Source organism: Variovorax dokdonensis (assembly GCF_030316895.1).
Classification (GTDB): domain Bacteria; phylum Pseudomonadota; class Gammaproteobacteria; order Burkholderiales; family Burkholderiaceae_C; genus Variovorax; species Variovorax dokdonensis.
The window spans coordinates 604,858-630,367 of the sequence record NZ_JASZYV010000002.1; the positions used below are offsets into that span (position 1 = coordinate 604,858).

Annotated in this window: 26 protein-coding genes; 6 read left to right on the forward strand and 20 right to left on the reverse strand. The window is 67.1% G+C overall.

Annotated elements, in window-relative coordinates; genetic code table 11:
• Window positions 1-6 precede the first annotated feature (6 nt).
• The 3 genes from QTH91_RS11310 to QTH91_RS11320 are packed head-to-tail and all read right to left on the reverse strand — an operon-like array spanning window position 7 to window position 1,400.
• Complete coding sequence (locus QTH91_RS11310; protein WP_286660175.1) at window positions 7-381, reverse strand: TraR/DksA family transcriptional regulator; 375 nt, start codon at window positions 379-381, stop codon at window positions 7-9.
• 27 nt (window positions 382-408) lie between these two features.
• Entirely contained in the window at window positions 409-936 is a 528-nt protein-coding gene (locus QTH91_RS11315; protein WP_286660176.1) for an NADPH-dependent FMN reductase family protein, read from the reverse strand.
• A gap of 38 nt (window positions 937-974) precedes the next feature.
• Entirely contained in the window at window positions 975-1,400 is a 426-nt protein-coding gene (locus tag QTH91_RS11320; RefSeq protein WP_286660177.1) for an Hsp20/alpha crystallin family protein, read from the reverse strand.
• A gap of 176 nt (window positions 1,401-1,576) precedes the next feature.
• Here QTH91_RS11320 and QTH91_RS11325 point away from each other — a divergent pair, with 176 nt between their 5' ends.
• On the forward strand, window positions 1,577-3,109 hold the full coding sequence (locus QTH91_RS11325; protein WP_390367960.1) for a thymidine phosphorylase family protein: 1,533 nt from the start codon (window positions 1,577-1,579) through the stop codon (window positions 3,107-3,109).
• Between the two features lie 15 nt (window positions 3,110-3,124).
• Here the strand turns inward: QTH91_RS11325 and QTH91_RS11330 are convergent, their stop codons facing one another.
• Window positions 3,125-3,781, reverse strand: coding sequence for a BON domain-containing protein (locus QTH91_RS11330; RefSeq protein WP_286660178.1), 657 nt, complete (start codon window positions 3,779-3,781; stop codon window positions 3,125-3,127).
• Between the two features lie 193 nt (window positions 3,782-3,974).
• On the opposite strand from QTH91_RS11330, the gene QTH91_RS11335 reads away from it, so the two are divergent.
• Complete coding sequence (locus QTH91_RS11335; RefSeq protein WP_286660179.1) at window positions 3,975-4,808, forward strand: universal stress protein; 834 nt, start codon at window positions 3,975-3,977, stop codon at window positions 4,806-4,808.
• 31 nt (window positions 4,809-4,839) lie between these two features.
• Here the strand turns inward: QTH91_RS11335 and QTH91_RS11340 are convergent, their stop codons facing one another.
• Entirely contained in the window at window positions 4,840-6,297 is a 1,458-nt protein-coding gene (locus QTH91_RS11340; protein ID WP_286660180.1) for a trypsin-like peptidase domain-containing protein, read from the reverse strand.
• A 116-nt stretch (window positions 6,298-6,413) separates the two neighbouring features.
• Entirely contained in the window at window positions 6,414-7,766 is a 1,353-nt protein-coding gene (locus QTH91_RS11345) for an MBL fold metallo-hydrolase RNA specificity domain-containing protein (RefSeq protein ID WP_286660643.1), read from the reverse strand.
• 134 nt (window positions 7,767-7,900) lie between these two features.
• Between QTH91_RS11345 and QTH91_RS11350 the strand changes: the two genes are divergently transcribed.
• The gene (locus QTH91_RS11350; protein WP_286660181.1) at window positions 7,901-9,364 is read left to right on the forward strand and encodes a bifunctional aminoglycoside phosphotransferase/ATP-binding protein; all 1,464 of its coding nucleotides are present in this window, start codon (window positions 7,901-7,903) and stop codon (window positions 9,362-9,364) included.
• Between the two features lie 30 nt (window positions 9,365-9,394).
• Here the strand turns inward: QTH91_RS11350 and QTH91_RS11355 are convergent, their stop codons facing one another.
• Entirely contained in the window at window positions 9,395-9,985 is a 591-nt protein-coding gene (locus QTH91_RS11355) for a GAF domain-containing protein (protein ID WP_286660182.1), read from the reverse strand.
• A 120-nt stretch (window positions 9,986-10,105) separates the two neighbouring features.
• Here QTH91_RS11355 and QTH91_RS11360 point away from each other — a divergent pair, with 120 nt between their 5' ends.
• A complete protein-coding gene (locus QTH91_RS11360) occupies window positions 10,106-10,597 on the forward strand; it encodes a YbhB/YbcL family Raf kinase inhibitor-like protein (protein ID WP_286660183.1) in 492 nt (163 codons plus the stop codon).
• A gap of 18 nt (window positions 10,598-10,615) precedes the next feature.
• On the opposite strand, the gene QTH91_RS11365 is transcribed toward QTH91_RS11360, so the two are convergent.
• From QTH91_RS11365 to QTH91_RS11385, 5 genes are all read right to left on the reverse strand, one after another.
• The gene (locus QTH91_RS11365) at window positions 10,616-10,894 is read right to left on the reverse strand and encodes a hypothetical protein (RefSeq protein WP_286660184.1); all 279 of its coding nucleotides are present in this window, start codon (window positions 10,892-10,894) and stop codon (window positions 10,616-10,618) included.
• 335 nt (window positions 10,895-11,229) lie between these two features.
• Window positions 11,230-12,252: a Csu type fimbrial protein gene (locus QTH91_RS11370; RefSeq protein WP_286660185.1), complete on the reverse strand. Its 1,023-nt coding sequence runs from the start codon at window positions 12,250-12,252 to the stop codon at window positions 11,230-11,232.
• On the reverse strand, window positions 12,249-14,555 hold the full coding sequence (locus tag QTH91_RS11375) for a fimbria/pilus outer membrane usher protein (RefSeq protein ID WP_286660186.1): 2,307 nt from the start codon (window positions 14,553-14,555) through the stop codon (window positions 12,249-12,251). The genes QTH91_RS11370 and QTH91_RS11375 overlap by 4 nt, the downstream gene beginning before the upstream one ends.
• Before the next feature lie 52 nt (window positions 14,556-14,607).
• Window positions 14,608-15,330, reverse strand: a complete 723-nt coding sequence (locus QTH91_RS11380) for a fimbrial biogenesis chaperone (protein WP_286660187.1) — start codon at window positions 15,328-15,330, stop codon at window positions 14,608-14,610.
• 43 nt (window positions 15,331-15,373) lie between these two features.
• Window positions 15,374-15,880, reverse strand: a complete 507-nt coding sequence (locus QTH91_RS11385) for a Csu type fimbrial protein (RefSeq protein ID WP_286660188.1) — start codon at window positions 15,878-15,880, stop codon at window positions 15,374-15,376.
• A 321-nt stretch (window positions 15,881-16,201) separates the two neighbouring features.
• Between QTH91_RS11385 and htpG the strand changes: the two genes are divergently transcribed.
• On the forward strand, window positions 16,202-18,112 hold the full coding sequence (gene htpG / locus QTH91_RS11390; protein WP_286660189.1) for a molecular chaperone HtpG: 1,911 nt from the start codon (window positions 16,202-16,204) through the stop codon (window positions 18,110-18,112).
• Window positions 18,113-18,124: 12 nt separating this feature from the next.
• On the opposite strand, the gene QTH91_RS11395 is transcribed toward htpG, so the two are convergent.
• From QTH91_RS11395 to QTH91_RS11430, 8 genes are all read right to left on the reverse strand, one after another.
• Window positions 18,125-18,556 (reverse strand): PaaI family thioesterase, encoded by a 432-nt coding sequence (locus QTH91_RS11395; RefSeq protein ID WP_286660190.1) that lies wholly within the window; start codon window positions 18,554-18,556, stop codon window positions 18,125-18,127.
• A gap of 67 nt (window positions 18,557-18,623) precedes the next feature.
• Complete coding sequence (locus tag QTH91_RS11400) at window positions 18,624-19,652, reverse strand: serine/threonine protein kinase (protein WP_286660191.1); 1,029 nt, start codon at window positions 19,650-19,652, stop codon at window positions 18,624-18,626.
• A gap of 72 nt (window positions 19,653-19,724) precedes the next feature.
• Window positions 19,725-20,837, reverse strand: a complete 1,113-nt coding sequence (locus QTH91_RS11405) for a DUF2855 family protein (RefSeq protein WP_286660192.1) — start codon at window positions 20,835-20,837, stop codon at window positions 19,725-19,727.
• A 106-nt stretch (window positions 20,838-20,943) separates the two neighbouring features.
• Complete coding sequence (locus QTH91_RS11410) at window positions 20,944-21,300, reverse strand: DUF1304 domain-containing protein (protein ID WP_286660193.1); 357 nt, start codon at window positions 21,298-21,300, stop codon at window positions 20,944-20,946.
• A 22-nt stretch (window positions 21,301-21,322) separates the two neighbouring features.
• Window positions 21,323-21,748 (reverse strand): organic hydroperoxide resistance protein, encoded by a 426-nt coding sequence (locus QTH91_RS11415; protein ID WP_286660194.1) that lies wholly within the window; start codon window positions 21,746-21,748, stop codon window positions 21,323-21,325.
• 61 nt (window positions 21,749-21,809) lie between these two features.
• On the reverse strand, window positions 21,810-22,277 hold the full coding sequence (locus QTH91_RS11420) for a MarR family winged helix-turn-helix transcriptional regulator (RefSeq protein ID WP_286660195.1): 468 nt from the start codon (window positions 22,275-22,277) through the stop codon (window positions 21,810-21,812).
• Between the two features lie 89 nt (window positions 22,278-22,366).
• Window positions 22,367-23,185, reverse strand: a complete 819-nt coding sequence (locus tag QTH91_RS11425) for a crotonase/enoyl-CoA hydratase family protein (protein ID WP_286660196.1) — start codon at window positions 23,183-23,185, stop codon at window positions 22,367-22,369.
• Between the two features lie 26 nt (window positions 23,186-23,211).
• Window positions 23,212-24,060, reverse strand: coding sequence for a 3-hydroxybutyryl-CoA dehydrogenase (locus tag QTH91_RS11430; RefSeq protein WP_286660197.1), 849 nt, complete (start codon window positions 24,058-24,060; stop codon window positions 23,212-23,214).
• A gap of 104 nt (window positions 24,061-24,164) precedes the next feature.
• Between QTH91_RS11430 and purT the strand changes: the two genes are divergently transcribed.
• Window positions 24,165-25,382, forward strand: coding sequence for a formate-dependent phosphoribosylglycinamide formyltransferase (purT, locus tag QTH91_RS11435; protein WP_286660198.1), 1,218 nt, complete (start codon window positions 24,165-24,167; stop codon window positions 25,380-25,382).
• The last annotated feature ends 128 nt before the right edge of the window (window positions 25,383-25,510 follow it).

The window sequence follows — 25,510 nt, forward strand, 5'->3', positions numbered from 1 at the left end:
GGCCTTTCAGCGTCTGTGCGGCAGCTCTTCGTGCCGAGCCTGGCAGCTGGCGCATCGAATGGCGATCGGCTGCGCAAACAGGCGGGCCGCCGGAATGTCCTGGCCACAGTCGACGCAGATGCCATAGCGGCCTTCGGACAGGCGCTGCTGCGCCCGCTCGATGTCGTCGAGCCGCTGGCGATCGACCGCCCTCTCGGCCAGGCGCACCTCGTCTTCGCGCTCTGCCTCCGCGTCGTCGGCATTGGTGTGCACTTCCTGCGTGCTGTCAGGCGGGTTGGCGGCAACCTGCGCCGCGTCGTTCAGCTCCGCCAAGGCATGAAGGCGCATGGATTCGAGTTGCTGGCTGATGGAGATGCGGTCGGCGCCGCTGAGATGCTTCATCGGAATACCTCGGGTTGTGACGGCGGCCTATGCCGCCTGTGGCGATATGTGCGGCGCCGAGCGCTGGCGGCCATCTTCCAGCGCCTGCAGCGCATCGGCGAACTGGTCGATCCGTGCGTTCGCCTTGCCTTCCTGAACATCCTGCATGGTGAAGGCGGCGGCGCGCACGCAGGTCCGCCCCAACAGCCGCTCCACCTCCCGCTCGGCATTGCTGGCACCCGCGCCCCCCATGACCGAGACCACCGCCACATCGGGCAGGTGGTCCCGGCGGGTGCGCACGAAGCTGCGCATGGGGCTGGCCAGGCTGAATGCCCAGATGGGCGAGACCAGCACCACCGCATCGAACTGCGTGGGAAACGGGCCGTGGTAGACGATGGCGGGCCTGCGGCGCAGAAGCGAGTCGAGCACGCAGCGCCAGTAGCCTGCGCGGCCGCTGCGCGGCTTCTCGAGCGCGATCTCGGCGTGCTGCCAGCCTGGCCGTTGGGCACACAGACGCCGGCCAACCTGGGTGCAGGTGCCTGTCCACGAGTAGCTGACGACCAGGATGTTGCTCATCGCAGTGCTCCTTCGCCGACGTGCGGCCAGTCGTGGCGCTACTGGATGTTCAGCAGCTTGCTGCCGCTTTCGCCCTGCCGCTTGGGCAGCGTGAGCCTGAGAACGCCGTCTTCCATCTTGGCAACGGCGCCCTTTTCATCGATCTCGCAGGCCAGCGAGAAGCCTCGCGAGAGGCTGCCGCGGTAGGTCTCCCTGACCACCGAGCGGCCTTCCTTCTTCTCGTCGTCCTTCTTCACCTCGGCGGAGATCGAGACGTAGCTGCCGTCGATGGCGACGCGCACGTCGTCCTTCCTGGCGCCGGGCAGGTCGGCCGTGACCAGGAATTCCTTGTCGTTCTCGGTGACGTCGATGCGGATGTCGGTGGGCAGCGCGACGTCTTCGAACATCTGCATGGGCCGCGCCCAGCGGCGCAGCAGCTCGGGAAACATCGAATCCAGTCGGTCGATGCGAGTCAGTGGATTCATGGTTTGCTCCTGTCGAAACAATGGGAATCAAAACTTCCAACCGCCGGGGCAAGCTCGATGTGGCGACCCCGTGTTGCCAATGTAGGCGTCGTGTGGCATGCGGTGTTTGCGATGAATCAACAATGTCGATGAATCGCCGATACACATCGCCCAAAGGCGAGGAACATGTCGGCACCATGGATCCGTTGCCCATTTCCGCCATGAATGCCCATGGACTTGCCGCGCGGCGAGCCGGCATCGACACCTACCAGCAGCCGGTGGTCTATGTGCGCGCCGACTGCCGGGTCTGCCGGGCTGAGGGCTTCGAAGCCCAGGCCCAGGTGGAAGTCATTGCCGGGCACCGCCATGTGCTGGCCATCCTCAATCACGTCAACGGCGATTGGCTGGGGGCCGACGAGATCGCGTTCTCGGATGTCGCCTGGACGATGCTGGGCGCGGCGGAAGGCGACAGGGTGCAGGTGCGCCATCCGCCGGTGCTGGAATCCATGGCGCACCTTCGCGCCAAGGTTCATGGCCAGCCTTTCACCTACGAGGCCCTGCGCAGCGTGATGGAGGACGTGACCCATGGCCGGGTGCCGGACATCCACCTGGCTTCGCTGGTCACGCTGTGCGCGGGCCAGGGCCTGGACGATCAGGAGACGGTGGCCCTGACACGCGCGATGGTCGATGTGGGCGAACGCATCGTCTGGAACATCGAGCCGATGGCCGACAAGCATTGCATCGGCGGCATTCCGGGCAACCGGACCACACTGCTCGTCGTGCCCATCGTCGCTGCTTGCGGCATTGCCATTCCCAAGACGTCGTCGCGGGCCATCACCTCGGCGGCGGGCACGGCCGACGCCATGGAAACGCTGGCGCCCGTCGATCTGGACGTGCCGGCAATGAGGAGGGTGGTGGCGCAGGAAGGCGGCTGCATCGTCTGGGGCGGCAACACGCGCATCAGCCCGGCGGACGACGTGCTGATCCGCGTCGAGCGCCCCTTGAACCTCGACAGCGACGGCCTGCTGATCGCCTCCATTCTTTCGAAGAAGGCGGCCGCCGGCGCCCGTCAGGTGCTGATCGACCTGCCTGTCGGGCCTTCGGCCAAAGTGCGAAGCGTCGCCGCGGCGCAAGCTCTTTCCAGAGGGTTGGTGGCAACTGGCACGGCGCTCGGCTTGCAGGTGCAGACCGTCCTGACGGACGGCACCCGGCCGGTCGGACGCGGCATCGGCCCGGCCCTGGAGGCGATGGACGTGATGGCCGTGCTGGAGCGCGCGGCCGACGCGCCCAGCGATCTTCGCGAACGTGCGTTGATGCTCGCCGGCTTGATCCTCGAGATGGTGGGCAAGGCGGTGTCTGGCGCTGGTCGCGAACTCGCACGCAGGACGCTGGACGAAGGTCGGGCGTTGTCCAAGTTCATCGCCATCTGCGAGGCGCAGGGCGGGCTGAGGATTCCGCCGGTCGCCACGCGCTCGCATGTGGTGACCGCGCCCGCCGCAGGCGTGGTGGACGGCATCGACCTGCGCCTTGTCGCTCGCGTGGCCAAGCTCGCCGGCGCGCCGCGCGACCTGTCTGCCGGCGCGCGACTTCATGTGCAACTCGGCGAGCGGGTCGAAGTGAGGCAGCCGCTGTTGACGCTGCATGCGCGCAGCGAAGGCGCGTTGCGCTACGCGTTGGACTTCATGGCCGCGCAGTTGCCCGTCGTGCGCGTCAAGCCCGAGTTCGCGTAGCGCGTTCGCCAGCGCTCAGTTCAGCCCCACCAGGAGGTTGTTGACGACCTGCTTCACGCCTGGCGCCGACCATGCGGCGCCTTCGGCCGCGCGCCGTTCGGCCCAGGAATGAACCTGGCCGCGCAGCGTCACCTCGGCGCCGTCGACCAACACCTCGATGTGATGGGCTTCGCGCTGCGCCTGGCGCCTCAGCGCCTCCTCGATCTTGTTGCGAACGTCGACGGGCGTGAACTTGGGCAGGACCACGATCTGGTTGACCACCTTGCGCACGCCGAACAGGTGCCGGACGGCTTCCTCGGAGGCCCGGCGCTGGTATTGCCACTCCACCTGCCCGCCCAGCGTGACGCACGCTTTCTCGACGCGCACGCTGATCTTCTCGTGCGGAATCAGCACGTTCCATTCGAGCGCGCGTTCCGCCGCCAGGGCGATGTCGGTGTCGTTGCGTTCGTGCTCGGTGGGAAGGCGGACATCGGCTTCCACGGCCAGGGCCCGGACGCCGTGCACGCGGCGCACCGCATGCTCCAGCGCGCTCAGTTGCGCATGGCTGCTCAGGTGGCCGGTGAGCGTCACCACGCCGTCCTTCACGATGACGCCGACCGGGGCGTCCTTGACGATCGGGTCCCAGCTCAATTCGGCCAGCACCTCGGACTTGAGTGTCGAATCGGATTTCATCTCGAATCTCCTTGAGGAAGGCAGGTGGCACGCGCCCGTCTCGCGGCGAGGGTGCAGCCTGCAATCTAGGAGCGGCTGTGCCGCAGTGCCTTGCGTTGGATCAAGCCCACCGCGCCTTGATCCGCATCAAGCCTCGCGCGCGCCGCAGGAAGCAGGATGTCGGCACGTTCACCATCCATGGCCGGAGCTTCACATGACCTACAAGACCATCCTTGTGCATCTCGACGCATCCCGGCGCTGCGGCGCCAATGCCGAATTGGCGGCGCGCTTGGCGAAGGCGCACGGCGGATTGCTCGTCGGGCTGGTGCCCACCGGCCTGTACGACGGCGTGATTCCCGGTGGCGACGTCGGGCGAGGTGCTGACTTCATCGTCGAATCGGCGGACTTTCTGCGCCGGCGGGCCGAGCGCATCAGCCGCGAGTTCCGCGAACGGATCGGCGACGGCGTCCCCAGCGAGGTTCGAGTGGTCGATGCGATGACCACCGAGGCGCTGACTGAGCATGGCCGCGCCGCCGACCTGATCGTCCTCGGCCAGCACGACCCGGAGGATCCGGACAACGCCTCGGGCGCCGGCGACATCACGCAACGGGTGCTGATGGAGGCGGGCTGCCCGATCCTGGTCGTTCCCTATGCGGGCCGGTTCGACGACGTGCCGCGCAGCGCCGTGCTGGCCTGGGACGGCACGCGCGAAGCCTCGGTAGCGATCCGCGCGGCCCTGCCCGCACTCCGGCTGGCCAACAAGGTCACCGTGCTCAGCCTTGGCGCTGCCGGCGCGGACGATGAAGACCGCCTGATGACGCCCCAGTTGCTGAACTACCTGCGCCGGCACGACGTGCATGCCAGCGCGCATCGCGAAGTGACCGACATCGGCGTGGGCGACGCACTGCTGTCGCGGCTGGCGGACCTGGGCGCCGACCTGCTGGTCATGGGCGGCTACGGGCATTCGCGCATCCGCGAACTGGTGCTCGGCGGCGCCACGCGCAGGATCCTTCAATCGATGACGGTGCCGGTGCTGATGGCGCACTGATCCACCGAGCGATGCGCTGCGCGGGCGGTCCTCAGCGCGCCGTGGCGGCGCGCGCACGGGCGACCGGCACGTAGATCAGACGCTGGTCCCGCAGGATCAGCAGCGCGGCGGGCCGGTCAACTGGGAGCCGTTCGACCGCCTGCCGGTACTGTTCCACGCGCGTCACGCGCTCGTCGTTCACCGCCATCACCACATCGCCAGGGCGAAGCCCTTCGGTGCGCGCCGCGCCGCTGGTCTCGCGCACCAGCAGGCCACCGTCGGTGCGCAACTGGCGCTGCGCGGCGGGGCTGGGCTCCGCCAGCCGCAGGCCCAGGCCATCGAACCATTCGTCGGCCACGGCTGGGGAGGCAGCGAAGCGGCGCGACGGGTCGGGCTCTTCCGCCCAGGTCAAGCGCGCGCTCTTTTGCTCGCCCCGGCGCCAGAGCGTCAATCGGCTCACGTCGCCGGCGCGATAGCCGGAGATCTGGCGCAGGAGTTGGGGCAGGCCGTTCACCGCCTGATCGTCCAGCGACACAAGCACATCGCCGATGGCGATGCCGGCACGGGCGGCAGGCGAGTCGGGCTCGACGCCGGCCACCAGCACGCCGTTGGCGCGATCGAGTCCGAACGAAGCGGCCAGTGCCGGGGTGAGCGCCTGCAACTGCGCGCCGAGCCGCGCGCGATGCACCAACCCATCGCGGCGCAGCTGCGCGAAGGCGCGCATCGCCACGTTGATCGGCACGGCAAAGGCGATGCCCATGTAGGCGCCATTGCCCGAGTAGATGAGCGAGTTGATGGCCACGACCTCGCCGCAGCGGTTGAACAAGGGGCTGCCCGAACTGCCGGGGTTGATGGCCACGTCGGTCTGGATGAAGGGCGCCTCGCCGGCGCCCGGGATGAAGCGGTCGATGGCGCTGACCACGCCGCTCGACAGGCTGCCGCTGAAGCCGAAAGGCGAGCCGATCGCGGCCACCTCGTCGCCGGTGCGCAGTTGCGACGAGTCGCCGATGGTCGCCACGGGCAGGCCGCGCGCATCGATCTTCAGGATGGCCGTGTCTGTCGGCGCATCGCTGCCGACGAGCCGGCCCGCGAAATGGCGGCCGTCGGCCAGGTGCACGCGGATCTCGTCGACGCCGGCCACCACGTGCGCGCTGGACAAGATCAGTCCGTCGCTGCCGACGATGACGCCGGAAGCCAGGTCGCGTTGTTCGCTCAATGCCATCGCGGCGGGAATGGGCCAGGACAGGCGATCGCTGAAGTCGGCGTCTGGTTGGATCTCCGGCTCGAAATCGCTTTCGCCCAGCGTGCGACCCAGGCGCAGCGTGCGGATCTCGACGACGCTGGCCTGGCGGGCGGCGACGGCGTCGGCCCAAGGCAAAGCCAGGTTGGCCCGGCAGGCCGCCGCCGCGGGCGTCGGCGTCGTGGCACAGGCGAGCCCCGCGGCGACAGCGAGCAAAGCGAAGGCCAGCCTGCCCGGCCCGCCAGAGCGCTTCGCTTCGACGAGCGGCACGGTGGTCAATCGCGCGTCAGCAGGGCGATGACCAGGCCGAAGGCCAGCCATGCCGCCGCCGCCACCAGCAGCACCACCGACGCAATCAGGATGGAAAACTTCATGGCCATCTCGCTTCACAGGACAAAGATGTCGCGGTAGGTCGGCACCGTGACCGGCAAGCCGTCGCGCTCCTCGATCGCAAGGCGCAGCGCGTCCGAAGCCACGGGTTCGCCGTGCGTCACGAAAATTTTCCTTGCGCTCTTTTGAGGCGCCAGCCAGCTCAGCAGTTGCTCGCGGTCCGCATGGGCCGAAAGGCTGCTCAGTTGGCACACCTCCGCGCGCACCGGAACGTAGTCGCCGTGGATCTTGATCTTCTTCGCGCCCGCGACCAGGGCCGCGCCGCGCGTGCCGGCGGCCTGGAATCCGGTGAAGAGGATGGTGTTGCGCTCGCCCGGTGCGTAGGCCTTCAGGTGATGCAGCACCCGGCCGCCAGTGGCCATGCCGCTGGCGGAAATGATGATCGAGGGCATGTGCAGCGCATTGAGGCGTTTGGACTCTTCCACCGTGTTGACGATGGTGGCGCCCTTGCGCAGGGCGGTGCAGTCGTGCGCGCTCAGGCGATGCTCGTCCAGATGCTGGCCGTAAATGGCCGTCGTGTCCGCCGCCATGGGGCTGTTCAGGTAGACCCGCACGTCCGGGATTCGGCCCGACGACTTCAGAAGCTGAAGGCAATGCAGCAGCGACTGCGCCCGCCCCACCGCAAAAGAAGGGACGACGAGGACGCCCCCGCGAGCGGCCGTGCGGCTGACGACCTGGGCGAGTTCGTCGAGCGGGTCGATCGGTGGATGGCTTCGGTCGCCGTACGTCGATTCGACGACCACGTAGTCGGCCGGCGCGCAAGGCGCTGGCGGGCGCATCAGCACATCGTCGCTGCGACCCACGTCGCCGGAGAACAGGATGCTGCCCTTTTCCCATTCGATCCGTGCGCTGGCCGCGCCGATGATGTGCCCGGCGCGCGTGAGTCGGATGTTCCACCCGGGCCAGGGGCTGAAGGGGTCGTCGAAGCCGAGCGGTTCCATTCGCACCAGCGCTGCCCGCGCGTCCTTTTCCGTATAGAGGGGCAGGGCGGGCTGGTGCTTGCTGAAGCCGTGGCGATTGGCGAACGCAGCTTCTTCTTCCAGCAGGTGGCCGGAGTCGGGCAGCAAGAGCTCGCACAGCGCTCGTGTTCCGCTGGTGCAGAACACCGGGCCCTTGAAGCCGCTGGCGATCAGTCGCGGCACGAAGCCGCTGTGGTCCAGGTGCGCGTGTGTGAGCAGCACGGCGTGGATGTCTTCTGGTTCCACTGGCAAGGGCTGCCAATTGCGAAGGCGAAGCTCCTTCACGCCCTGGAAGAGCCCGCAGTCCACCAGCAGCCGGCGGCCCCGGTGGGTCAGCAGGTAGCGCGAGCCGGTGACGGTGCCCGATGCACCCAGGAACTGGATCTGCATGATGCGACCCATTGTTCCGCCGTGGCTTGCCAAGGCATTGCGCCATATCAAGAAGCGACCCATGGCGAATGCTTAAATCGGCCATCGGGCGATGGCGCCAAGGCGCCGGCAACAAGCCCGACAGAAGGCAAGGCATGGGCAATCGAATGCACGAGGGCAAAGCACTGGTGGACGCCTTGGCGCGACGCTTCGGCGCGCGCGTCATCGAGACCCACATCTCGTGGGTGATCGTGTGCGCCGATCGCGTCTACAAGCTCAAGAAGCCGCTGCGTACTGCGTTCCTGGACTATTCCACGCCGGAGCTGCGCGAGCGCTTTTGCAAGGAGGAGGTGCGGGTGAACCAGGCCATGGCGCCTTCGCTGTACCTGGGCGTGGTGCGCATCACCGGCAGCGCTGCTGCACCGGAGATCGACGGCCCGGGGCCGGTGCTGGACCACGCGGTCAGCATGCGGCGGTTTCCAGACGGCGCCCTGTTCAGCGAGCGGATGGCCGCCGACACGCTGACGGCGACCGACGTCGATGCCTTCGCGGCCATGCTGGCGGCCGTGCATTCACGTTCTCCCCGCCTGCAGCGCGGTGGAGGCGGCCAACGCGCACCCACGCATCGGCGCGCCTTGGCCGCGCTCGAAGGGGCTGGGCCGCTTTTCTCGGAAGCTCAGGCGCAGCACCTGAGGCAATGGTTGGACGAAGGTGCCCGCATGCTCCTGCCAGCGTGGCGCGAGCGCCGACGCGGCGGGCATGTCCGCGAATGCCATGGCGATCTGCATCTGGCCAACGTGCTGATGCTCGATGGCCGGCCGGCGGCTTTCGACGCGGTGGAATTCGATCCGGCCCTGCGGTGGATCGACGTCGCGGAGGACGCCGCGTTCCCGGCCATGGATTTCGCGGCGCGCGGCCGGCCTGACCTGTGCTGGCGCTTCCTGAACGCCTGGCTCGACGCCACTGGCGAACATGCGTCAGCGGGCGTGTTGCGCTATGCGCTCGTCTACCGCGCGCTGGTGCGTGCGCAGGTCGAGCGGTTGCGCACGGAAGGCGCCGGCCCGGCAGCGGCCTACGCAGCAGCGGCGCTCGACTGGTCGCGGCCTGCGGTGCCCAGGCTCGTCATCACGCATGGGCTTCCGGGCTCCGGCAAGACGTTCCAGTCCCAAGCGCTGATCGAGCAGCAGGGCGCCATTCGCGTCAGATCGGACGTGGAGCGCAAGCGCCTGTTCGGGATGGGCGCACTCGAAAGCTCGCGTGCCCGCGGCGTGGATATCTATTCAGGGCCCGCCACCGAGAAGACCTACGCGCGCCTGTTCGAACTGGCCGGTCAGGTGCTCGATGCGGGATTCAGCGCCGTGATCGACGCCGCCTTCCTTCGACGCAGCGAGCGCGATGCGGCCCGCGAGTTGGCCCGCCGACGCGGCGTCGGCTTCGAGATCCTGGCTTGCGAGGCGCCGGAGGCCACACTGCGACAACGCCTGGCAAGCCGCAAGGCGGATGCCTCGGAGGCCGACGCCTTCGTGCTGCGGCGCCTGGCTGCCGCTGTGGAGCCGCTGACCCCCGAAGAGCGCGCTGCAATCCAGATGGATGACCATCCGCGGCACGCGAGTCGATGACGTCTTTCGGCACCTCGTGCCGCGGGCGGCTCAGTGGCGCCGTTGCGGCGGCGTCTGCTCGATGGACCAGTTGGCCATCGCCTGTTCCGCCTCGCGTGCGCGCTGTTCGTCGATGCGCTTGGCGGTCAGGCGTGCGGACATGCGCAGCTTGTTCAGGTCGCGCTCCTTCAGTTCGGAGTTGGGTGCGAAGCTGAAGCAGCACAGGGTGCCGTAGACCCGTCCGTCGTTGAGCACCACGGGCGTACTCAAGTGCGCGCCGATGGGAAAAGGCGTGGCCGGCAGTTCGGCCGCATCGGGCAGGGCCGCAACGTCGTGCACGAGCTGCGGCAGCCGCCCATCCACCACGCGCTGGCAGAAGCTGTGCTCCAGGGCTGCCGATTCGCCCACCTCGATCACGCGCGCGCCAGGCGCGGTGTCGACGCGCCGGAAGACCCTGCGGCCATCGACGAATTCCGATACGAACACCACGTCCATGCGCAGGTGCTCGCGCAACTGGCGCAGCACTTCGGGCACGGCGTTGCTGATCAGGTCGTCGCTCTGGTCGGGGGTGGCCACCAGCAGGTCGGAGACGCGCACCTCGAAGGCGTCGGGCGCATAGTCGTTGTCGTACAGGGGGTTCATGTCAGACAAGATTCATGGGGCTTGCCGCCGGCGCCAATGCCGCGGCTTCGGGTTTCGATGTTAGCGGGCATGGGCGCTGGCATTGGGTCAGAATGATTGCTTTTGCAGGAGAGCACCCTTATGGCATTCACCTTGCGCAGCCCGAGCTTCGGCGAACAGGACACGCTGCCGCTGCAATTCGTTCACCAGGCCATGGGCGCTGGTGGCGACAACATCTCGCCCGAACTGGTCTGGGAAGGCGCACCGGAAGGCACGAAGAGCTTCGCGCTCACCATGTACGACCCGGATGCGCCCACGGGGTCGGGTTGGTGGCACTGGGTGGTCTACGACATCCCGGCCACCGCGACCAGCCTGCCGCAAGGCGCGGGCAACGGCGACGGCGCAGCCCTTCCGGGCGGAGCCAAGCAGGGACGCACAGATTTCGGCACGGCCGGCTACGGCGGCGCGGCCCCGCCGCCGGGACACGGCCCCCATCGCTACATCTTCACGCTGTATGCGCTCAAGACCGACAAGCTCGACGTGCCTGCAGATGCCACCGCCGCCTACGTGGGCTTCAACATCCATTTCGCGAAGATCGCAGAAGCCAAGCTGACGGCCGTCTACCAGCGCTGAGTTCGTCATCCGGCCCGTTCAAAAGCCGGGCTTCACCGGCGATTCGATGGGGCCGCCGGGCACGACGAGCGTCGTCTCGCCCACGCGGTCGAACCGATAGTCCCGCCCGTTGAGGCGGGCGTTCTTGAGGTTGGTCCAGACGCGGTATTCATGGCCGCCGGGCACCGCGCGCGACTCGAGAATCCGGAACGTGGGGCGGACGATCAGCGTCACCGGGAACGACGATGACCCGCTGCGCGAATGAGGGGTCGGCGCCTGGGCAGCGCCTGCCAGCGGCAGGAGCAGGCTCGCAGTCAAGGCTGCGTGCATGCACTGGCGGCCAAGGCGGGCGCTGTCTGGCGGCATGTCCGCCATTTTGCCGCTCTCTTCGCCGCCGCGGCCATCCGTGGTTGCGAGGGTTGGGACGGAGTCGTGGCAAGGCGGCTGCGCGCCCGGCGCTTGGGCCCGGGCGCAGGCAACGGGTGGCTCGACAGGGGCAGCGCATCTGGACGACATGGTGCCGCCCATGATGCCCGCGACGCCCAGGCGCCATTGCGTGGATCAGCGAAGCAATTTCGGCTCAATTGGCCGCATTGACGTGGCCGCATTGACGTGGCCGCATTGACGCGACCCCTCACAGGCTCCGTGGTCGCTCAATACACGACGTTGACCGTCACGGTGTCCTTGTAGTTGTCCGGTCGGACGTTGGGCAGGCCGGGCACGCGACCGTAGACGGTCAGGGATTGCGTCGCGCCGTTGCCGGTTCCCTCGACATCGTTGGACGACAGGCTTCCCCACTGCGCGGTACGGGCCGCATTGCTGTACAGGCGGTAGGGCACCGTGTCGGCGTTGCCCGACGTCGTGCCTTTCATCGCGGACGAGCCATCGGTTGCATTGCTCGAAGGAATCAGCGTCACGTTGTAGGCGGTCGGGCGCGAGCACAGAACGCGGATGGTGGTCACGGCGTCGATGTTCGCGCTGGAGGCGATGCCATCCACGGAGCCGAAGTTCATCGGGTCGGCCGACACCAGGCAGCTCTTGACCACCGTGGCGTTCACGCTGAAGGGAAAGATTCCGCCGTCCGTGGTGGCCGAATTGCAATCGCTCGGCAGCTGATTGGCGTTGGTGGCGAAGGTGTAGCGCAGGGCCGTGTGGTTGGCGTTGAAATCGCTGGTGTAGGTGCCAGGCGTCAGGCCGGCCTGGCCGGCCTGGATTTCTCCGCGCATGGTGTAGCTGCCCGATAGCGACGAGTTGCGCGCGATGTTGATGACCCGCGCGTCGTACGGATCGGGAATGACCTGTGTGCGCGAACCCCAGATGGTCTGGGTGCTGCCCTGGTAGAGCTGCACGTTCATCTCGTTGCCTGCGGCATTGCGCAGGATGCGCGGCGTCCAGTGTCCGCCCCCGGAGGCGATCGAGGCCGAGCCGTCGCCGATGTTGAAGCACACGAATGCCGAGCGTGAGCCGTTCTGGTCGTTGGTGCAGGTGTAGTTGAGCGTGGCGGTGGCCGACAGCGTGCCGCCGTTCACCAGGTCCACACTGCCGAAGCTGAGCGTGCTCATGGTGGCGGTGCAGTAGGGCGCGGCAGCGGCCTCGCGCGCCGGCAGCACAAAGAGGGCAGCCAGCATCGCCAGCGCCAGACAGTGGCGCCACCAACGGCTTGATCGAGCATTCATCGCGCACTCTCCTTGATGCAGCGCAGCGGGCCGAACTGCGGCAGCGCCTGGCCATTTTTCACGTAGTCGAACCGGGTGGTGCAGCGCCCCTTCGGCGTCTGCACGAGCAGCGTGTTCTTCTCTTCCAGCGAATCGAGATAGGTCTGCCCATCGAAACCCACCAGCGACGAGGCCTGGCCGTTGGCGCGCACCTGCGAGCCGACCGGCAGAAATTGTCCCTGTTCGTCCACCAGGATCAGTGTGGCGGCACGGATGGGTTGGATGCCGAATTCCACCAGTGTGCCGGCGCGGTCGGTGGGCGCTGCGACGGTCTTGACGCGCTCGATGCGCACATCGGCCGGCAGTTGCATCGGGTCGATGGCCAGCTGGTTGTTCTGGTAGGCGTTCAGCGGCGTCACGAGCAGCATGCCGTTCTTGTCGGTCACGCCGACCAGTCGGTTCTCGAGCTTCACGGGCACGTCCGGAACACCCTGGGTCGACACCACCGCGAAGCCGTCGTCCACGCGACGCGCGGCGAACGGCCTGCCAGCCATGAAGATGAGCGAACCCGTGGCGCCCGCGTATGCATAGCGCGTCTCGCCCAATGACGTGGCGCCTGCGACGGCGCGACCGTAGCGGCCCAGGTATTCGACTTCCGCCGATCCGCCGTTGAGCGACGAGTCGCCATACTGGCCCGCCGCACGCCAGCCGACGCCGCCTTCGTAGGGCGCTGGCTGCTGCGCGTTGGCGGTGTAGATCGTGCGGTTGCGGTCGTGCTGCACGCCCACGCCGGTGGAGATGTTGCCGTCCAGCGCCAGGGTGAAGCCCAGGTAGACGTTGCTGTTGCGGCTGTCCACCAGGTCCTGGTTGACGCTGACGCTGAACATGCTGCGCGCGCCGATCGAGCGCGACCAGGTGGCGCTGACGTAGCGCGAGGCCTGTTCGCTCGGATAGCGCAGATACAGGTAGCTCAGGCCGAAGCTGCCCAGCAGCTCGGAGCCCCATCCCACCGAGACACGCCCCGAACGATCGGGCACCGGCGCGCCGTTGAGCGATGCCACGTCGCGGTAGTCGCCATCGGTGCGCGTGCCTTCGAGCGAAAGGTTGAACTCGTTGCTGCGCCACGAATAGCCGAGGTTGAAGAGCGACCCTTCGAGCGACTCGTTGCGGCTGTGGGCAGCGGCCGCGGTGACGACACCGAACTGCCGGCCCAGCAGGTAGACCGCGCCAGCGCCGCCGGCCACGAGGTCGCGCGTGCTTTCGGCATGCGTCTCGATCGTCAGGTTGTTGCTCCAGCCGTATCGCCAGGTGCCGCTGCCGGCGGGGTCGCTGCCGTAGTCGAACGAGCGATAGCCGTAGTTCTGGCGCACGGCGCCGAGGTCGACGGACCAGTCGGACAGGCCGGCCTGCAGCATCCGCTGCTGAACGTCGTAGAGCGAATAGTCCAGCGTGGTGGCGCGCCCGAACGCGTCGGTCAGGACGACCTGCGCATTGCCCGCGCCGCTGATGCCGGGCACCGTGTTGAGCTGGAACGGGCCCGATGGAAGCTGGCCGGTGTACTGCTTCATGCCGTTGACGTACACCTCCACCTGCGACGGCAGTGCCGCCGATCCGAGGAAGGCGGGGATGGGCGTCGTCGTCCGGTAGGGCTGCAGGGCGAAGTTGCGCGACAGCTGGACGCCGCCGATGAGGGTGGAGCGCGACCAGGCCAGCGCGCCGGTGGTGGTGTCGCCCAGGCGAAGCGTCACCATCTCGTCGGGGAACGACCGGCTCCAGGTGGTGTCCAGGCGCACCGAATTCTGTTGCCACGCCAAGTCCTCCGACTTGGAGCCCTGCGTCAGGAACGTGCTGCTCAGGACAGACTTGCCGCTGAAGGCCCGCACTTCGGCAAAGGCATTCAGGCCGGTCGTGCCATGGTCGCCCTGTGTGCCGTACAGGTCGTAGTTGAGTGCGACGCCGGGCGAGGCATTGGCGTCGGGCACTGGAATGTCGTTGGTGTTGATCACCGTGCGGGCCTGCGGCAGTGCCGCGGCGCTGGCGGTGATCTCGGCCGTCTGGCGCTGGGCGTTGTAGACCGCCGTGACGCCGGGCAGGCTGTTCAGGCGCACCGGGTCGTTGGCGCCGGCGGGCAACGCAAAGCCAAGCTCCGACAGGGTGGCTGCGCTCGCCCACAGCTCGCGGTCTCGCAGCAGGAACTGGACGAGCTCCTTGGGGTTGCCGTTGATCGTGACGTCCAGGAACAACTCGGTGCCTCGCGCGGCCGGTGCCTGAGTCACCGCCTGGGCCAACAAGACCTTGCCCTGGGCGGAGTCCGCTCCGGCCACCGCCCCGAGCGGGTGGGAGGCAAGAGCGAACAGAAGCAGGGGGAGGGCTTGGTCAGCGCGCGGGCTCGATCGGCGGGAGTGTCTGCTGCGTTGCGCTGCCATTGATCAGGGCATCCATCGAGCCCCCTCCGCCGCCGAATGTGTTGGGTGGGGTCTTGAGCGGCCAGCGCCGCTTGGCACCTGGCAAAACGTAGCCCAGCAAGCCGGGATGCACATCGGTGCTCTTGCCCTGGGCGTTGGTGAATTTCAGGTCGGCCAGCTGGGCGTGCATGCTGCCCGAGTTGCCGACTTCCAGCACGGCCTGGCTGCCCTCTCGCACCATCTTCCAGTCGAGCTGCGGCGCCACAGCGCCTGCCGGTGCCATGAACACCGGCACCGAATAGCGCAGGACGAACTGGACGCCCTTGTCCGGGCCGGCGGCCACGGGCAGTTCGTCGATCACGACCCGGTACGTGGCCTCGGCGTCGGCAGGCGGTGCACCGGTGCGGATCACGCGGATTAGCTGGCGGTCGGAGGCGGCCAGCTCGATCATGGGCGGGCTCACCAGCACTTCGCGCGAGGGCGTGAGCTGGTCGCCGTCCTTGTCCTGGGTCCATTTGAAGACGCGGACCTGGGCGTGCACCACGGCGTCGCCGGTGTTGCTGAGCCACAGGCCGTCCGCGTTCTGCGTGGCCGGCAGGGTGAGCGAAGTGGGTGCTACCTGCAGGCCGCTGGCGTGCGCCAGCAGAGCAAGCGACCACCCCAGGCCGAGAGAAGCGAGCTTTTTCAACGACATGGGGCGATGGTGCAACCGCTGGGGCTTGCGGACAAGCCGCAGATCAATATTCGACGGAAACGGTCACCGTGTCCTTGTAGGTGTCAGGCTGGACGTTCAGCGAGCCACCGGTGACGCGGCCGTAGACCGTCACGGTTTCGGTATTGCCGGCGGTGTTGGACGGCGTCCAGGAGTTCGTGCCCGTGCCCCAGACGGTCGCGCCAACGTTGCCGCTGCCACGCGTCAGCTGGTAGGCCACGGTGTCGTTGTTGCCGGAAGTCTGGCCCTTCAGCACGCCGGCGCCGTTGATGTCGCCGGTCTTGTTCGTCGATTGCAGGGCGACGGTGTAGGGGGTGCCCTTGGAGCACTTGACGCTGATCGTGCTGGTGCCGGTCAGGTCGGTCGTCGTGCCGGCGTCGGCGCTACCGAAGCTCAGGGCGCTGGCGCTGACCGAGCAGGTCTTCACGACCGTCAGGTTGACTTCGAAAGTAGCGGATTTGGTAACAGCGTTGGCCAAACCGGCAAACGAGGTCAGGCCAGCCAGGACGGAAACGACGAAGAGCTTGTTCATTTGTTGACTCGCAACGGTTAGGTCAGAAATTGAAACGAAAGTGTGTGTGCACGGGTTGAAGTGTAGGAATCTTCCTAGTCATTTGTGGGGACCTTCTGACGCAAACGAATACGAAACGTTAAAAACGGCACGTCCGGATTTCGAGACGTGTTGTTTGTTGTTGTTAGCAAACGTTGTCAATGCGTCCCCTGGTTGCAGAAGTGTTGAAAACCGCACACCCGCTACCATCTGGCCCCTTGGTTCGGCCGCCATCTGCTTCCGATGCAGCTTTCTTGGCGCCAAAAAAGCCGACCGTTTTCAAGGGATAAAGATCAACCAGCCATGACCAGCGCAACCAGCAAGCATTCGTTCCAGGCCGAAGTCGCCCAACTTCTGCACCTCGTCACCCACTCGCTCTACTCGAACAAGGAAATCTTCCTTCGCGAGCTGGTTTCCAACGCGTCCGACGCCTGCGACAAGCTGCGCTTCGAGGCCATCAACAACGATGGCCTGTACGAAGACCAGCCGGAGCTGAAGGTGTTCGTCAGCTTCGACGAGAAGGCGCGCACGCTCACCATCCGCGACACCGGGATCGGCATGTCGCGCCAGGAGGCGATCGACCACCTGGGCACCATCGCCAAGAGCGGCACGCGCGAATTCATGAGCCGGCTGACCGGCGACCAGAAGGCGGACGCGCAGCTCATCGGGCAGTTTGGCGTGGGCTTCTATTCCGGCTTCATCGTGGCCGACAAGATCACGGTCGAGTCCCGCCGCGCGGGGCTGCCGGCCGACCAGGGCGTTCGCTGGACCAGCACCGGCGCCGGCGACTTCGACGTGGAAGACATCGAGCGGGCCGAACGCGGCACCAGCGTCATCCTGCACTTGCGCGAAGACGCGTCCGAGTACCTCAACGGCTGGAAGCTCAAGTCGGTCATCGGCAAGTATTCCGACCACATCTCGCTGCCCATCCTGATGGAAAAGGAAGAGTGGAAAGACGGCGAGAACGATCAGCCCGGCGGCATGGTCAAGACCGGCGAGTGGGAGCCGATCAACAAGGCCAGCGCCCTTTGGACGCGCCCCAAGAAGGACATCACCGAAGAGCAGTACATCGAGTTCTACAAGGCCATCGGCCACGACTTCGAGGCGCCGCTGGCCTGGAGCCACAACCGCGTGGAAGGCAGCACCGAATACACGCAGCTGCTGTACGTGCCGGCCAAGGCGCCGATGGACCTGTGGAACCGCGAGCGCTCGGGCGGCGTCAAGCTCTACGTCAAGCGCGTGTTCATCATGGACGATGCCGAGGCGCTGCTGCCGAGCTACCTGCGCTTCGTCAAGGGCGTGATCGACTCGGCCGACCTGCCGCTCAATGTCAGCCGCGAACTGCTGCAGGAAAGCCGCGACGTGAAGGCCATCCGCGAAGGCAGCACCAAGCGTGTCCTGTCGATGCTCGAAGACCTGGCGCGCCAGCAGAAGGAAGGCGAAACCGACGAGGCCAAGGCCAAGTACGGCAAGTTCTACGCCGAGTTCGGCGCCGTGCTCAAGGAAGGCCTGGGCGAGGACTTCGCCAATCGCGATCGCATCGCCAAGCTGCTGCGCTTCGCGAGCAGCACTTCCGACGTCGCGGACGTGAGCCTGGCCGACTACAAGGCGCGCATGAAGGAAGGCCAGGAGGCCATCTACTACATCACCGCCGACACGCTGGCAGCGGCCAAGAGCAGCCCGCAGCTCGAGATCTTCCGCAAGAAGGGCATCGAGGTGCTGCTGATGGCCGACCGCGTGGACGAGTGGGCGCTGTCGCACCTGCACGAGTTCGATGGCACGCCGCTGCAAAGCGTGGCCAAGGGCGCCGTCGACCTGGGCAAGCTGCAGGACGAGGAAGAGAAGAAGGCCGCCGAAGAGGCCGCCGAAACCTTCAAGCCGCTGCTCGAAAAGCTCAAGGAAGCGCTCAAGGACAAGGCGGCCGACGTGCGCGTGACGACGCGCCTGGTCGACTCACCCGCCTGCCTGGTCGTCCAGGACGGCGGCATGAGCACGCAACTGGCCCGCATGCTCAAGCAAGCCGGCCAGCCGGTGCCCGAGACCAAGCCGGTGCTCGAGGTGAATGCGCAGCATCCGCTGGTCATGAAGCTCGAGGGCAGCGAGCACTTCGACGACCTGGCCAACGTGCTGTTCGACCAGGCCTTGCTGGCCGAGGGCGGCATGCCCGAAGACCCGGCGGCCTACGTGCGCCGCGTCAATTCGCTGCTCGCCTGAAAGCGGCCGCCGCTATTCGGCGGCGTTCTTGCGCTCGACCAGCTTGAAGGTGCCGGTGGCCAGGGCGAGGAGTTCGCCCTGTTCGCTGCGCGCCTCGCCGCGCACGAAGCACAGCGATCGGCCGCGCCGCTCGCAATGGGTGGTGGCGATCACGTCGCCATCGCAGGGTGCGACGAAGTGCAAGGTCATGTCGACCGTGATCACGCCGAATTGCGTGGGCGCAGGCGAGCGTGCCGCCGAAGCCAGGGCGCAATCCATGAGCACGGCCAGCGCGCCGCCGTGAACGTCGCCGCGGCTGTTGCTGTGCGCGACGTTGCGCGGCATGCGCACCTGGGCGCGATCGTTGCCGATCGCCTCGCCCTTGAGCCCGAAGACCTGAACCATCGGCATCGGCAGGCCGAAGAGTTGGTCGGGGGCGTCGTCAAATCGAAGGTTGTTGTCCATAGCCGCTCGAGCCTAGCAGGTCGCATGCTGCGCATGTTGCGCATACCGCGGCCCGGATCCAGGCCGTTCAGGCGTAGAGCGGCTCTTCTGCCATCGCCTCGCACTGGTCCTGCAGCATCTGGATCTGGCCCTTCCAGTAATCGCTGCTGCCGAACCAGGGGAAGTTGATCGGAAAGATCGGGTCTTCCCAGCGGCGCGCGAGCCAGGCGCTGTAGTGGATCAGGCGCAGGGTGCGCAACGGCTCGATCAATGCGAGCTCGCGGCGGTCGAATTCGCGGAACTGTTCGTAGCCGTCGAGCAGGCCGGACAGTTGCCCCGTGCGTTGGGCGCGGTCGCCCGATAGCAGCATCCACAAGTCCTGAACCGCAAAGCAGGTGCGCGCGTCGTCCAGATCGACGAAGTGCGGGCCGCCGCCGGGGCGGTCGGTCGGCGTCCAGAGGATGTTGCCGGGATGGCAGTCGCCATGGGTGCGCAGGCGGCGCATGCCGCTGGCATCGTCCTTGCCGTCGTCGCCAGCCAGCGCCGTGGCGGCGATCAGCTGCAGGGCCTCGTTGCAGGCGGCTTCCCACTCGCGCTGCACGTCCAGCGGGATCTTGTCGTTGCGCAGCAGCCAGTCGCGCGTGCTGGTGCCGAAGGCATGCAGGTCGAGCGCCGGCCGGTGCGCAAATGGCTTCGATGCGCCGACGGCGTGAATGCGGGCAAGGAAGCGCCCGATCCATTCGAGCACCTCGAAGTCGTCCAGCTCCGGCGAGCGTCCGCCGCGATACGGGCTCACGCAGAAGTCGAAACCGCCATGCGCATGCAAGGTGGCACCGCCCAGCTCCAGCGGCGCCACGGCGGGCACTTCGGCCTGGACGAGTTCTTGGGCGAAGGCGTGCTCTTCCAGGATCTGATCGCGGCTCCAGCGTCCCGGACGGTAGAACTTGGCCACCACGATCTGGCGGTCTTCGAGATGGATCTGGTAGACGCGATTCTCGTAGGAGCTCAGCGCCTGCAGCCGGCCATCGCCGAACAGGCCCAGCGTCGCCAAGGCATCGAGCACCACGTCGGGCGTGAGCGATTCATAAGGGTGCGCGGATACCGGCGAAGAGGTCATGCCGACATTGTCGCCTCGGCGCAGATTTCGACGCGTTGCCGGCGCCATGGCGGCGCGGCGGTGCGTCGCGCTTCAGAGCTCGATCACGTGCCCCACGCGCGGATCGAGCCGGCCTGCGGCAAGGCTCGTCCACACCTGCGGCATGGACGCCATCCCCCGCGTGTGTTCCACCCTGAGCCAGGGCGATCCGGCATCGGTCACGCGCTCCGAGAATGCTCGCCAGGCATCGGCCATGCGCTCGCCGAATGCCTGCGCACCCCATTCCTGCGTGCGCTTCCTGATCTGGTCGGGTGCAAAGAAGAAGACCATGCGCGGGCCGGGAAGCTGCTTGCCGCTTCCGGGCAGAGCAACTTCGCTCAGATGTGTGCTGCCGATGGCCAGGCTGTGTGCCAGGCCGGCAAAGTGCGTGTGGACCGTGCGCCGCAACTGTCCATTGCCGGCGAAGTCCACGAACACGCAGGGTGTGTCCGCGGCGAGTTGTTCGACCGAGTCGTAGCTCAGCATGCGCTGATAGCAGCCCAGCTCGCGGCAGAAGGCTTCGTTGGCCGGCGAAGTCAGGCCCACCACCTCGACGCCCGGATGCCGCGACAGGGCCCACGCCGTGCCGTAGGCGGTCTTGCTGGATGCGCTCGACAGCAGCACCGTGGCGCGACCATTGGCATCGCGCGCGCCGAAGAAGTCGTTGTCCGCCAGGTGATCGGCGATTAGCCACGAGGTGATGAACAGCGGGCGCATCAACGCCTGCACGTCTTCGTCGTCGGCCCGATAGAGCGGATCGAGTGCGGTGCGGAAGTACTGGTTGTAGACCCCCGCCAGGCCCGACCGATGAGGGGCCGCATCGGCAAAGCGCTGCGGCGACAGCCGGTCCGGCGTGAGCACCGCATGCGTCGAAGAAGGCCAGAAGCCATACAGGCGCTCGCCGACCGCCACGCCCGGATGCAGCGACTGCACCACGTCGCCAAAGCCCCAGACGGGCACGATGCCCCATCCGTCTTCGCCGCTGGGATAGAAGTCCCAGTAGTGCATGGCCTGGCCGAAGCCGGCATAGGTGACGTTGTTGCTGGTGAGCGCGAGTCGGTCGACGCGCACGCGCACCTGGCCGGGCGCCAAGGGCGTGTCGTCTCTTGTGCGAAGTCGGGTCTGCGTGAGCTCGCCGTGGGCGATGAGAAGGTCGGTGGTGGCCATGCTTGCGCTCCGGAGTGTCCGGCGCGCAAGTTAACCCAGAAGACCGGCCGGCGCGATGACGGCGCCGCGACCAGCGTCACGAAGGTGACGCCGGCACGGGCGCAGGTCAACCGGCGGCGAGCACCAGCGCCAACGCGACGGCGGCCGGCAGTGCCTGGATGAAGAGGATCTTGCGAGCGGACGTGAGTCCGCCGTAGATGCCCGCCACCAGCACGCACACCAGGAAGAACAGCATGAATTCCCGGTTGTCCGTGGCCAGGCCCCACAAGAGGCCGGCCGCCAGGAAGCCGTTGTAGAGGCCCTGGTTGGCCGCCAGCACCTTGGTGGCGTCGGCCATCTGCTGCGACTGCCCGAATGCCTTCAGGCCGGCGGGCTTGTTCCACAGGAACATTTCGAGCACGAGGATGTAGACGTGCTCGATCGCGATGACCAGCACCGCGATCTGCGCCAGAAGCTTTAGCACGGCAGGCGGCCGTTGGGTGCGATCAGGCGATGCTCAGGTCGACGTCGATGTTGCCGCGGGTGGCGTTCGAGTACGGGCACACCTGGTGGGCCGTGTCGACCAGCTTCTTCTTCTGTTCGTCATCGAGGCCAGGCAGGCTCACGGCCAGCTTGACGGCGATGCCGTAGGCGGCACCTTCGCGGATCGGGCCGAGCGAGACGCTGGAGTCGATGGACACGTCGTCCGGCACCTTCACACCGATCTTGGGGCCCACGGCCTTCATGGCGCCGATGAAGCAGGCGGCATAGCCGACCGCGAACAGCTGCTCGGGGTTGGTGCCGGCCTTGTTGCTGCCGGGCGAGACGAGCTTGACGTCGAGGTTGCCGTCGCTGGTCTTGCCGGAGCCTTCGCGGCCGCCGATGACGTGGGCTTCGGCGGTGTAGAGCACTTTGTCCAGAGATGTGGTCATGGTGGATTCCTTTGAGCAGTTGGGTTGGAGGGAAGGGAGCGAACGAAAAGCGAGCGGCGTTCTATGCCGCTGCCTGGATGCGGTCGCGCAGCTGCTGCACCTCGCGGGTGAGCGCCACGATCTCGCCGGGGGAACACTGGCTGGCTGCCAACAGGCAGGCCGGCACGCGGGCGGCACGCGACTTCAGGCGCTTGCCGGCGGTGGTGAGGTGAATGTGCACGCGGCGCTCGTCCTGGTCGTTGCGAACGCGGCTGACATAGCCCGACGCTTCGAGCCGCTTGAGCAGCGGCGTGAGCGTGCCCGAATCCAACGACAGCCGCTGGCCGAGTTCGGAGACCATGGGGCCGTCGTGCTCCCACAGCGCGAGCATGACGAGGTATTGGGGGTAGGTGAGGCCGAGCTGGTCAAGCAGGGGCTTGTACAACCGCGTCATGGCCAGGGATGCCGAATACACCGCAAAGCACAGCTGGTTATCCAGGCGCAACATGGCATCGTTGGAGGCTTGGTCGGTGTGCAGCTGGCTGGGCATGGCTGAAGTCTAGCTGGCAATTGAATTGCGTGCAATTTAAATGGCGAGAGCGACCCTGCGGCAAGCGGGGTCAAGCCCCGCCGGTTTCGCTATCGACCCGAGAAGCGTGCCGGGCGCCGCTCGACGAACGAGCGCACGCCTTCGGCCGCGTCTTCGCTGTTGGACAGGCGCTTTTGCGTCTCGATGAAATCTGCCATCGCCGCCAGCGGGCCTTGCTCGATGGCCTTGAGCACGTTCTGCCGCGTGGCGACCACGGCCAACGGTGCCTGCGCCGCGATGCGCTCGGCGATTCGCAGGGCTTCGTCCAGCACCTGCGCCGAAGGCACCACCTTCTGCACGAAGTTCAGGCGAAGCGCCTCTTCGCTGCCGAATTCATCGGCCGTGAGCAGGTGCAACATGGCATTGCCCAGGCCGGCGCGCTCGGCCATGCGCAGCGTGGCGCCGCCCGTGGCCATGATGCCGCGCTGCACTTCGAGTTGCGAGAAGCGGCAGTCGTCGCCCGCCACCACGATGTCGGCACCCAGCATGAGCTCGATGCCGACGGTGAAGCAGATGCCCTTGACGGCCGCCAGCATCGGCTTGGTGCGCCGACGGTAGCCCGGCATGCCCAGGTCGTGCGGCTCCACCAGCCCGTAGGGCACCGCCTTTTCGCCGCGCTTCATGTATTCGGTGATGGCCGGCAGGTCCAGCCCGGCCGTGAAGTGGTCGCCGAAGGCATGCAGCACGCCCACGCGCAGTTCGGGGTCGTCGTCCAGCCGCGTATAGGCCTCGGCCAGTTGGCGGAACATCGGGGCCGTCCAGCCGTTGCGCTTGGCCGGCCGGTTGATGCCGATCAGCAGCACATGGCCGCGCACCTCGGTGTCGATGCAACCTTCCGCGGGTGGCGTGGTGGGGGTGGCTTGGGTCATTCGTCTTGTCTCCTCTTGCCGGGTTCTCAGTACGTGTAGACGCCTTGCTTGGTCTTGCGGCCCAGGCGGCCCGCCGCGACCATCTCGCGCAGCAGCGGGCAGGGGCGGTACTTGGAATCGCCGAATTCCTTCAGGTAGACCTCCATCACCGCCAGGCACACGTCCAGCCCGATCATGTCGGCCAGTGCGAGCGGGCCGATGGGCTGGTTGCAGCCCAGCTTCATGCCGTTGTCGATGTCCTCGGCCGAAGCGATGCCGTCCGCGAGCACGAAGAAGGCCTCGTTGATCATCGGCACCAGGATGCGGTTGACCACGAAGCCCGGCGCGTTCTTCACCGTGATGGGCGACTTGCCCAGACGCTTGGCCAGGTCCTTCACCGCGTCGTGGGTGGCGTCGCTGGTCTGCAGGCCACGGATGATCTCCACCAGCGCCATCATCGGCACCGGATTGAAGAAGTGCATGCCGACGAAGCGGTCCGCGCGCCCCGTGGCCGCGGCGAGCTTGGTGATGGAGATCGACGAGGTGTTGGTCGCGACGATGACTTCCGGCGCGAGCAGGCCGTCGACCTGTTTGAGGATCTTGACCTTGAGCTCTTCGTTCTCGGTGGCGGCCTCGATCACCAGCTGCGCGGCCTTCAGTTCGTCGTAGTTGGTCGAGCCCTTGATCAGCGCCAGGGCGGACGTCTTCTGCGCCTCGGTCAGCTTTTCCTTCTTGATGAGACGGTCGAGGCTGCCGGCGACGGTGGCCACGCCCTTGTCGACGGCGGCCTGCGCGATGTCGACCATGACGACGTTGATGCCGGATACCGCGCAGGCCTGCGCGATGCCGTTGCCCATGGTGCCTGCGCCGATGATGCCGACGGTCTGGATGCTCATGTTTTCTCTCCTGGTGATAAGCAAGGGAAGCAAGCGCCGCAACCGGGCGCGGCGCCTGCACGAATGGCATTGTCGCCAAGCCGCGCTGGATTACAGTCGCTTGCATGACCACGCTCGGAACTCCCCTTTCCCCTTCTGCCACCCGCGTCATGCTCCTGGGCTCCGGAGAGCTGGGCAAGGAAGTGCTCATCGCGCTGCAGCGCCTGGGTGTCGAGACGATCGCGGTGGACCGCTACCCGAACGCCCCCGGGCAGCAGGTTGCGCACCATGCGCGCACCATCACCATGAGCGATCCGGCGCAGCTCAAGGCGCTGATCGAAGCCGAAAAGCCCATGCTGGTCGTGCCCGAGATCGAAGCGATCGCCACGCCGATGCTCGAGGAACTGGAAGCCGCTGGCGTCGTGCGCGTCATTCCCACGGCTCGGGCCGCGCGGCTCACGATGGACCGCGAAGGCATCCGCCGCCTGGCGGCCGAGACACTGGGCCTGCCGACCAGCCCCTACAAGTTCTGCGACTCGCTGGATGAGCTGCAAGCGGCCATCGACGGCAAGGACGGCCCGGCCATCGGCTACCCCTGCGTGGTCAAGCCCGTGATGAGCAGTTCCGGCAAGGGCCAGAGCAAGATCGACGGACCGCAGGACGTGCGCAAGGCCTGGGACTACGCCATGGCCGGCGGGCGCGTCAGCCACGGTCGCGTCATCGTCGAGGGCTTCATCGACTTCGACTACGAGATCACGCTGCTGACCGTGCGCGCAAAGGGCGAGCGCGGCGAGGTCGAATGCACCTTCTGCGAACCGATCGGCCATCGCCAGGTGAGCGGCGACTATGTCGAAAGCTGGCAACCGCATCCGATGGCCCCGGCCGCACTGGCCAAGGCGCAGGAGATCGCGCGCGCCGTCACCGCCGACCTGGGCGGGCAGGGGCTGTTCGGCGTGGAACTGTTCGTCAAGGGCGAGCAGGTCTGGTTCAGCGAGGTGAGCCCGCGTCCGCACGACACGGGCATGGTCACCATGGCGACGCAGTGGCAGAACGAGTTCGAGCTGCATGCGCGGGCCATTCTGGGGCTGCCGGTGGACACGTCGCTCAAGAGCCCCGGCGCCAGCGCCGTGATCTACGGCGGCGTGGACGCGCAGGGCATCGTGTTCGACGGCGTGGCCGAAGCGCTGCGCATCGCGGGCTGCGACATCCGCCTGTTCGGCAAGCCCGAAAGCTTCGAGCGCCGCCGCATGGGCGTCGCGCTGGTGCACGCCAAGGACATCGACACCGCCCGCCATCTGGCGCGCGAAGCCGCGGCGGCGGTCAAGCCGCGCGCGGCGAGCTGATCGCGCAGGCGCCTTCGTAGCCACTTAACGCAAGTTCGACCCGCGCCGCACCGAGTTGGCGCGCGGCGATGACTCGCGCGCACGCCACACATAGGGAAAGTCCCGCCGGGGGCAACGTGCAACAAACT

Bases quoted from the DNA above. Each gene is read 5' to 3' on its own strand.
- QTH91_RS11310 (WP_286660175.1), bottom strand. From the start codon at position 381: ATGAAGCATCTCAGCGGCGCCGACCGCATCTCCATCAGCCAGCAACTC.
- QTH91_RS11315 (WP_286660176.1), bottom strand. From the start codon at position 936: ATGAGCAACATCCTGGTCGTCAGCTACTCGTGGACAGGCACCTGCACC.
- QTH91_RS11320 (WP_286660177.1), bottom strand. From the start codon at position 1,400: ATGAATCCACTGACTCGCATCGACCGACTGGATTCGATGTTTCCCGAG.
- QTH91_RS11325 (WP_390367960.1), top strand. From the start codon at position 1,577: ATGGATCCGTTGCCCATTTCCGCCATGAATGCCCATGGACTTGCCGCG.
- QTH91_RS11330 (WP_286660178.1), bottom strand. From the start codon at position 3,781: ATGAAATCCGATTCGACACTCAAGTCCGAGGTGCTGGCCGAATTGAGC.
- QTH91_RS11335 (WP_286660179.1), top strand. From the start codon at position 3,975: ATGACCTACAAGACCATCCTTGTGCATCTCGACGCATCCCGGCGCTGC.
- QTH91_RS11345 (WP_286660643.1), bottom strand. From the start codon at position 7,766: ATGCAGATCCAGTTCCTGGGTGCATCGGGCACCGTCACCGGCTCGCGC.
- QTH91_RS11350 (WP_286660181.1), top strand. From the start codon at position 7,901: ATGGGCAATCGAATGCACGAGGGCAAAGCACTGGTGGACGCCTTGGCG.
- QTH91_RS11355 (WP_286660182.1), bottom strand. From the start codon at position 9,985: ATGAACCCCCTGTACGACAACGACTATGCGCCCGACGCCTTCGAGGTG.
- QTH91_RS11360 (WP_286660183.1), top strand. From the start codon at position 10,106: ATGGCATTCACCTTGCGCAGCCCGAGCTTCGGCGAACAGGACACGCTG.
- QTH91_RS11370 (WP_286660185.1), bottom strand. From the start codon at position 12,252: ATGAATGCTCGATCAAGCCGTTGGTGGCGCCACTGTCTGGCGCTGGCG.
- QTH91_RS11380 (WP_286660187.1), bottom strand. From the start codon at position 15,330: ATGTCGTTGAAAAAGCTCGCTTCTCTCGGCCTGGGGTGGTCGCTTGCT.
- QTH91_RS11385 (WP_286660188.1), bottom strand. From the start codon at position 15,880: ATGAACAAGCTCTTCGTCGTTTCCGTCCTGGCTGGCCTGACCTCGTTT.
- htpG (WP_286660189.1), top strand. From the start codon at position 16,202: ATGACCAGCGCAACCAGCAAGCATTCGTTCCAGGCCGAAGTCGCCCAA.
- QTH91_RS11395 (WP_286660190.1), bottom strand. From the start codon at position 18,556: ATGGACAACAACCTTCGATTTGACGACGCCCCCGACCAACTCTTCGGC.
- QTH91_RS11400 (WP_286660191.1), bottom strand. From the start codon at position 19,652: ATGACCTCTTCGCCGGTATCCGCGCACCCTTATGAATCGCTCACGCCC.
- QTH91_RS11405 (WP_286660192.1), bottom strand. From the start codon at position 20,837: ATGGCCACCACCGACCTTCTCATCGCCCACGGCGAGCTCACGCAGACC.
- QTH91_RS11415 (WP_286660194.1), bottom strand. From the start codon at position 21,748: ATGACCACATCTCTGGACAAAGTGCTCTACACCGCCGAAGCCCACGTC.
- QTH91_RS11420 (WP_286660195.1), bottom strand. From the start codon at position 22,277: ATGCCCAGCCAGCTGCACACCGACCAAGCCTCCAACGATGCCATGTTG.
- QTH91_RS11425 (WP_286660196.1), bottom strand. From the start codon at position 23,185: ATGACCCAAGCCACCCCCACCACGCCACCCGCGGAAGGTTGCATCGAC.
- QTH91_RS11430 (WP_286660197.1), bottom strand. From the start codon at position 24,060: ATGAGCATCCAGACCGTCGGCATCATCGGCGCAGGCACCATGGGCAAC.
- purT (WP_286660198.1), top strand. From the start codon at position 24,165: ATGACCACGCTCGGAACTCCCCTTTCCCCTTCTGCCACCCGCGTCATG.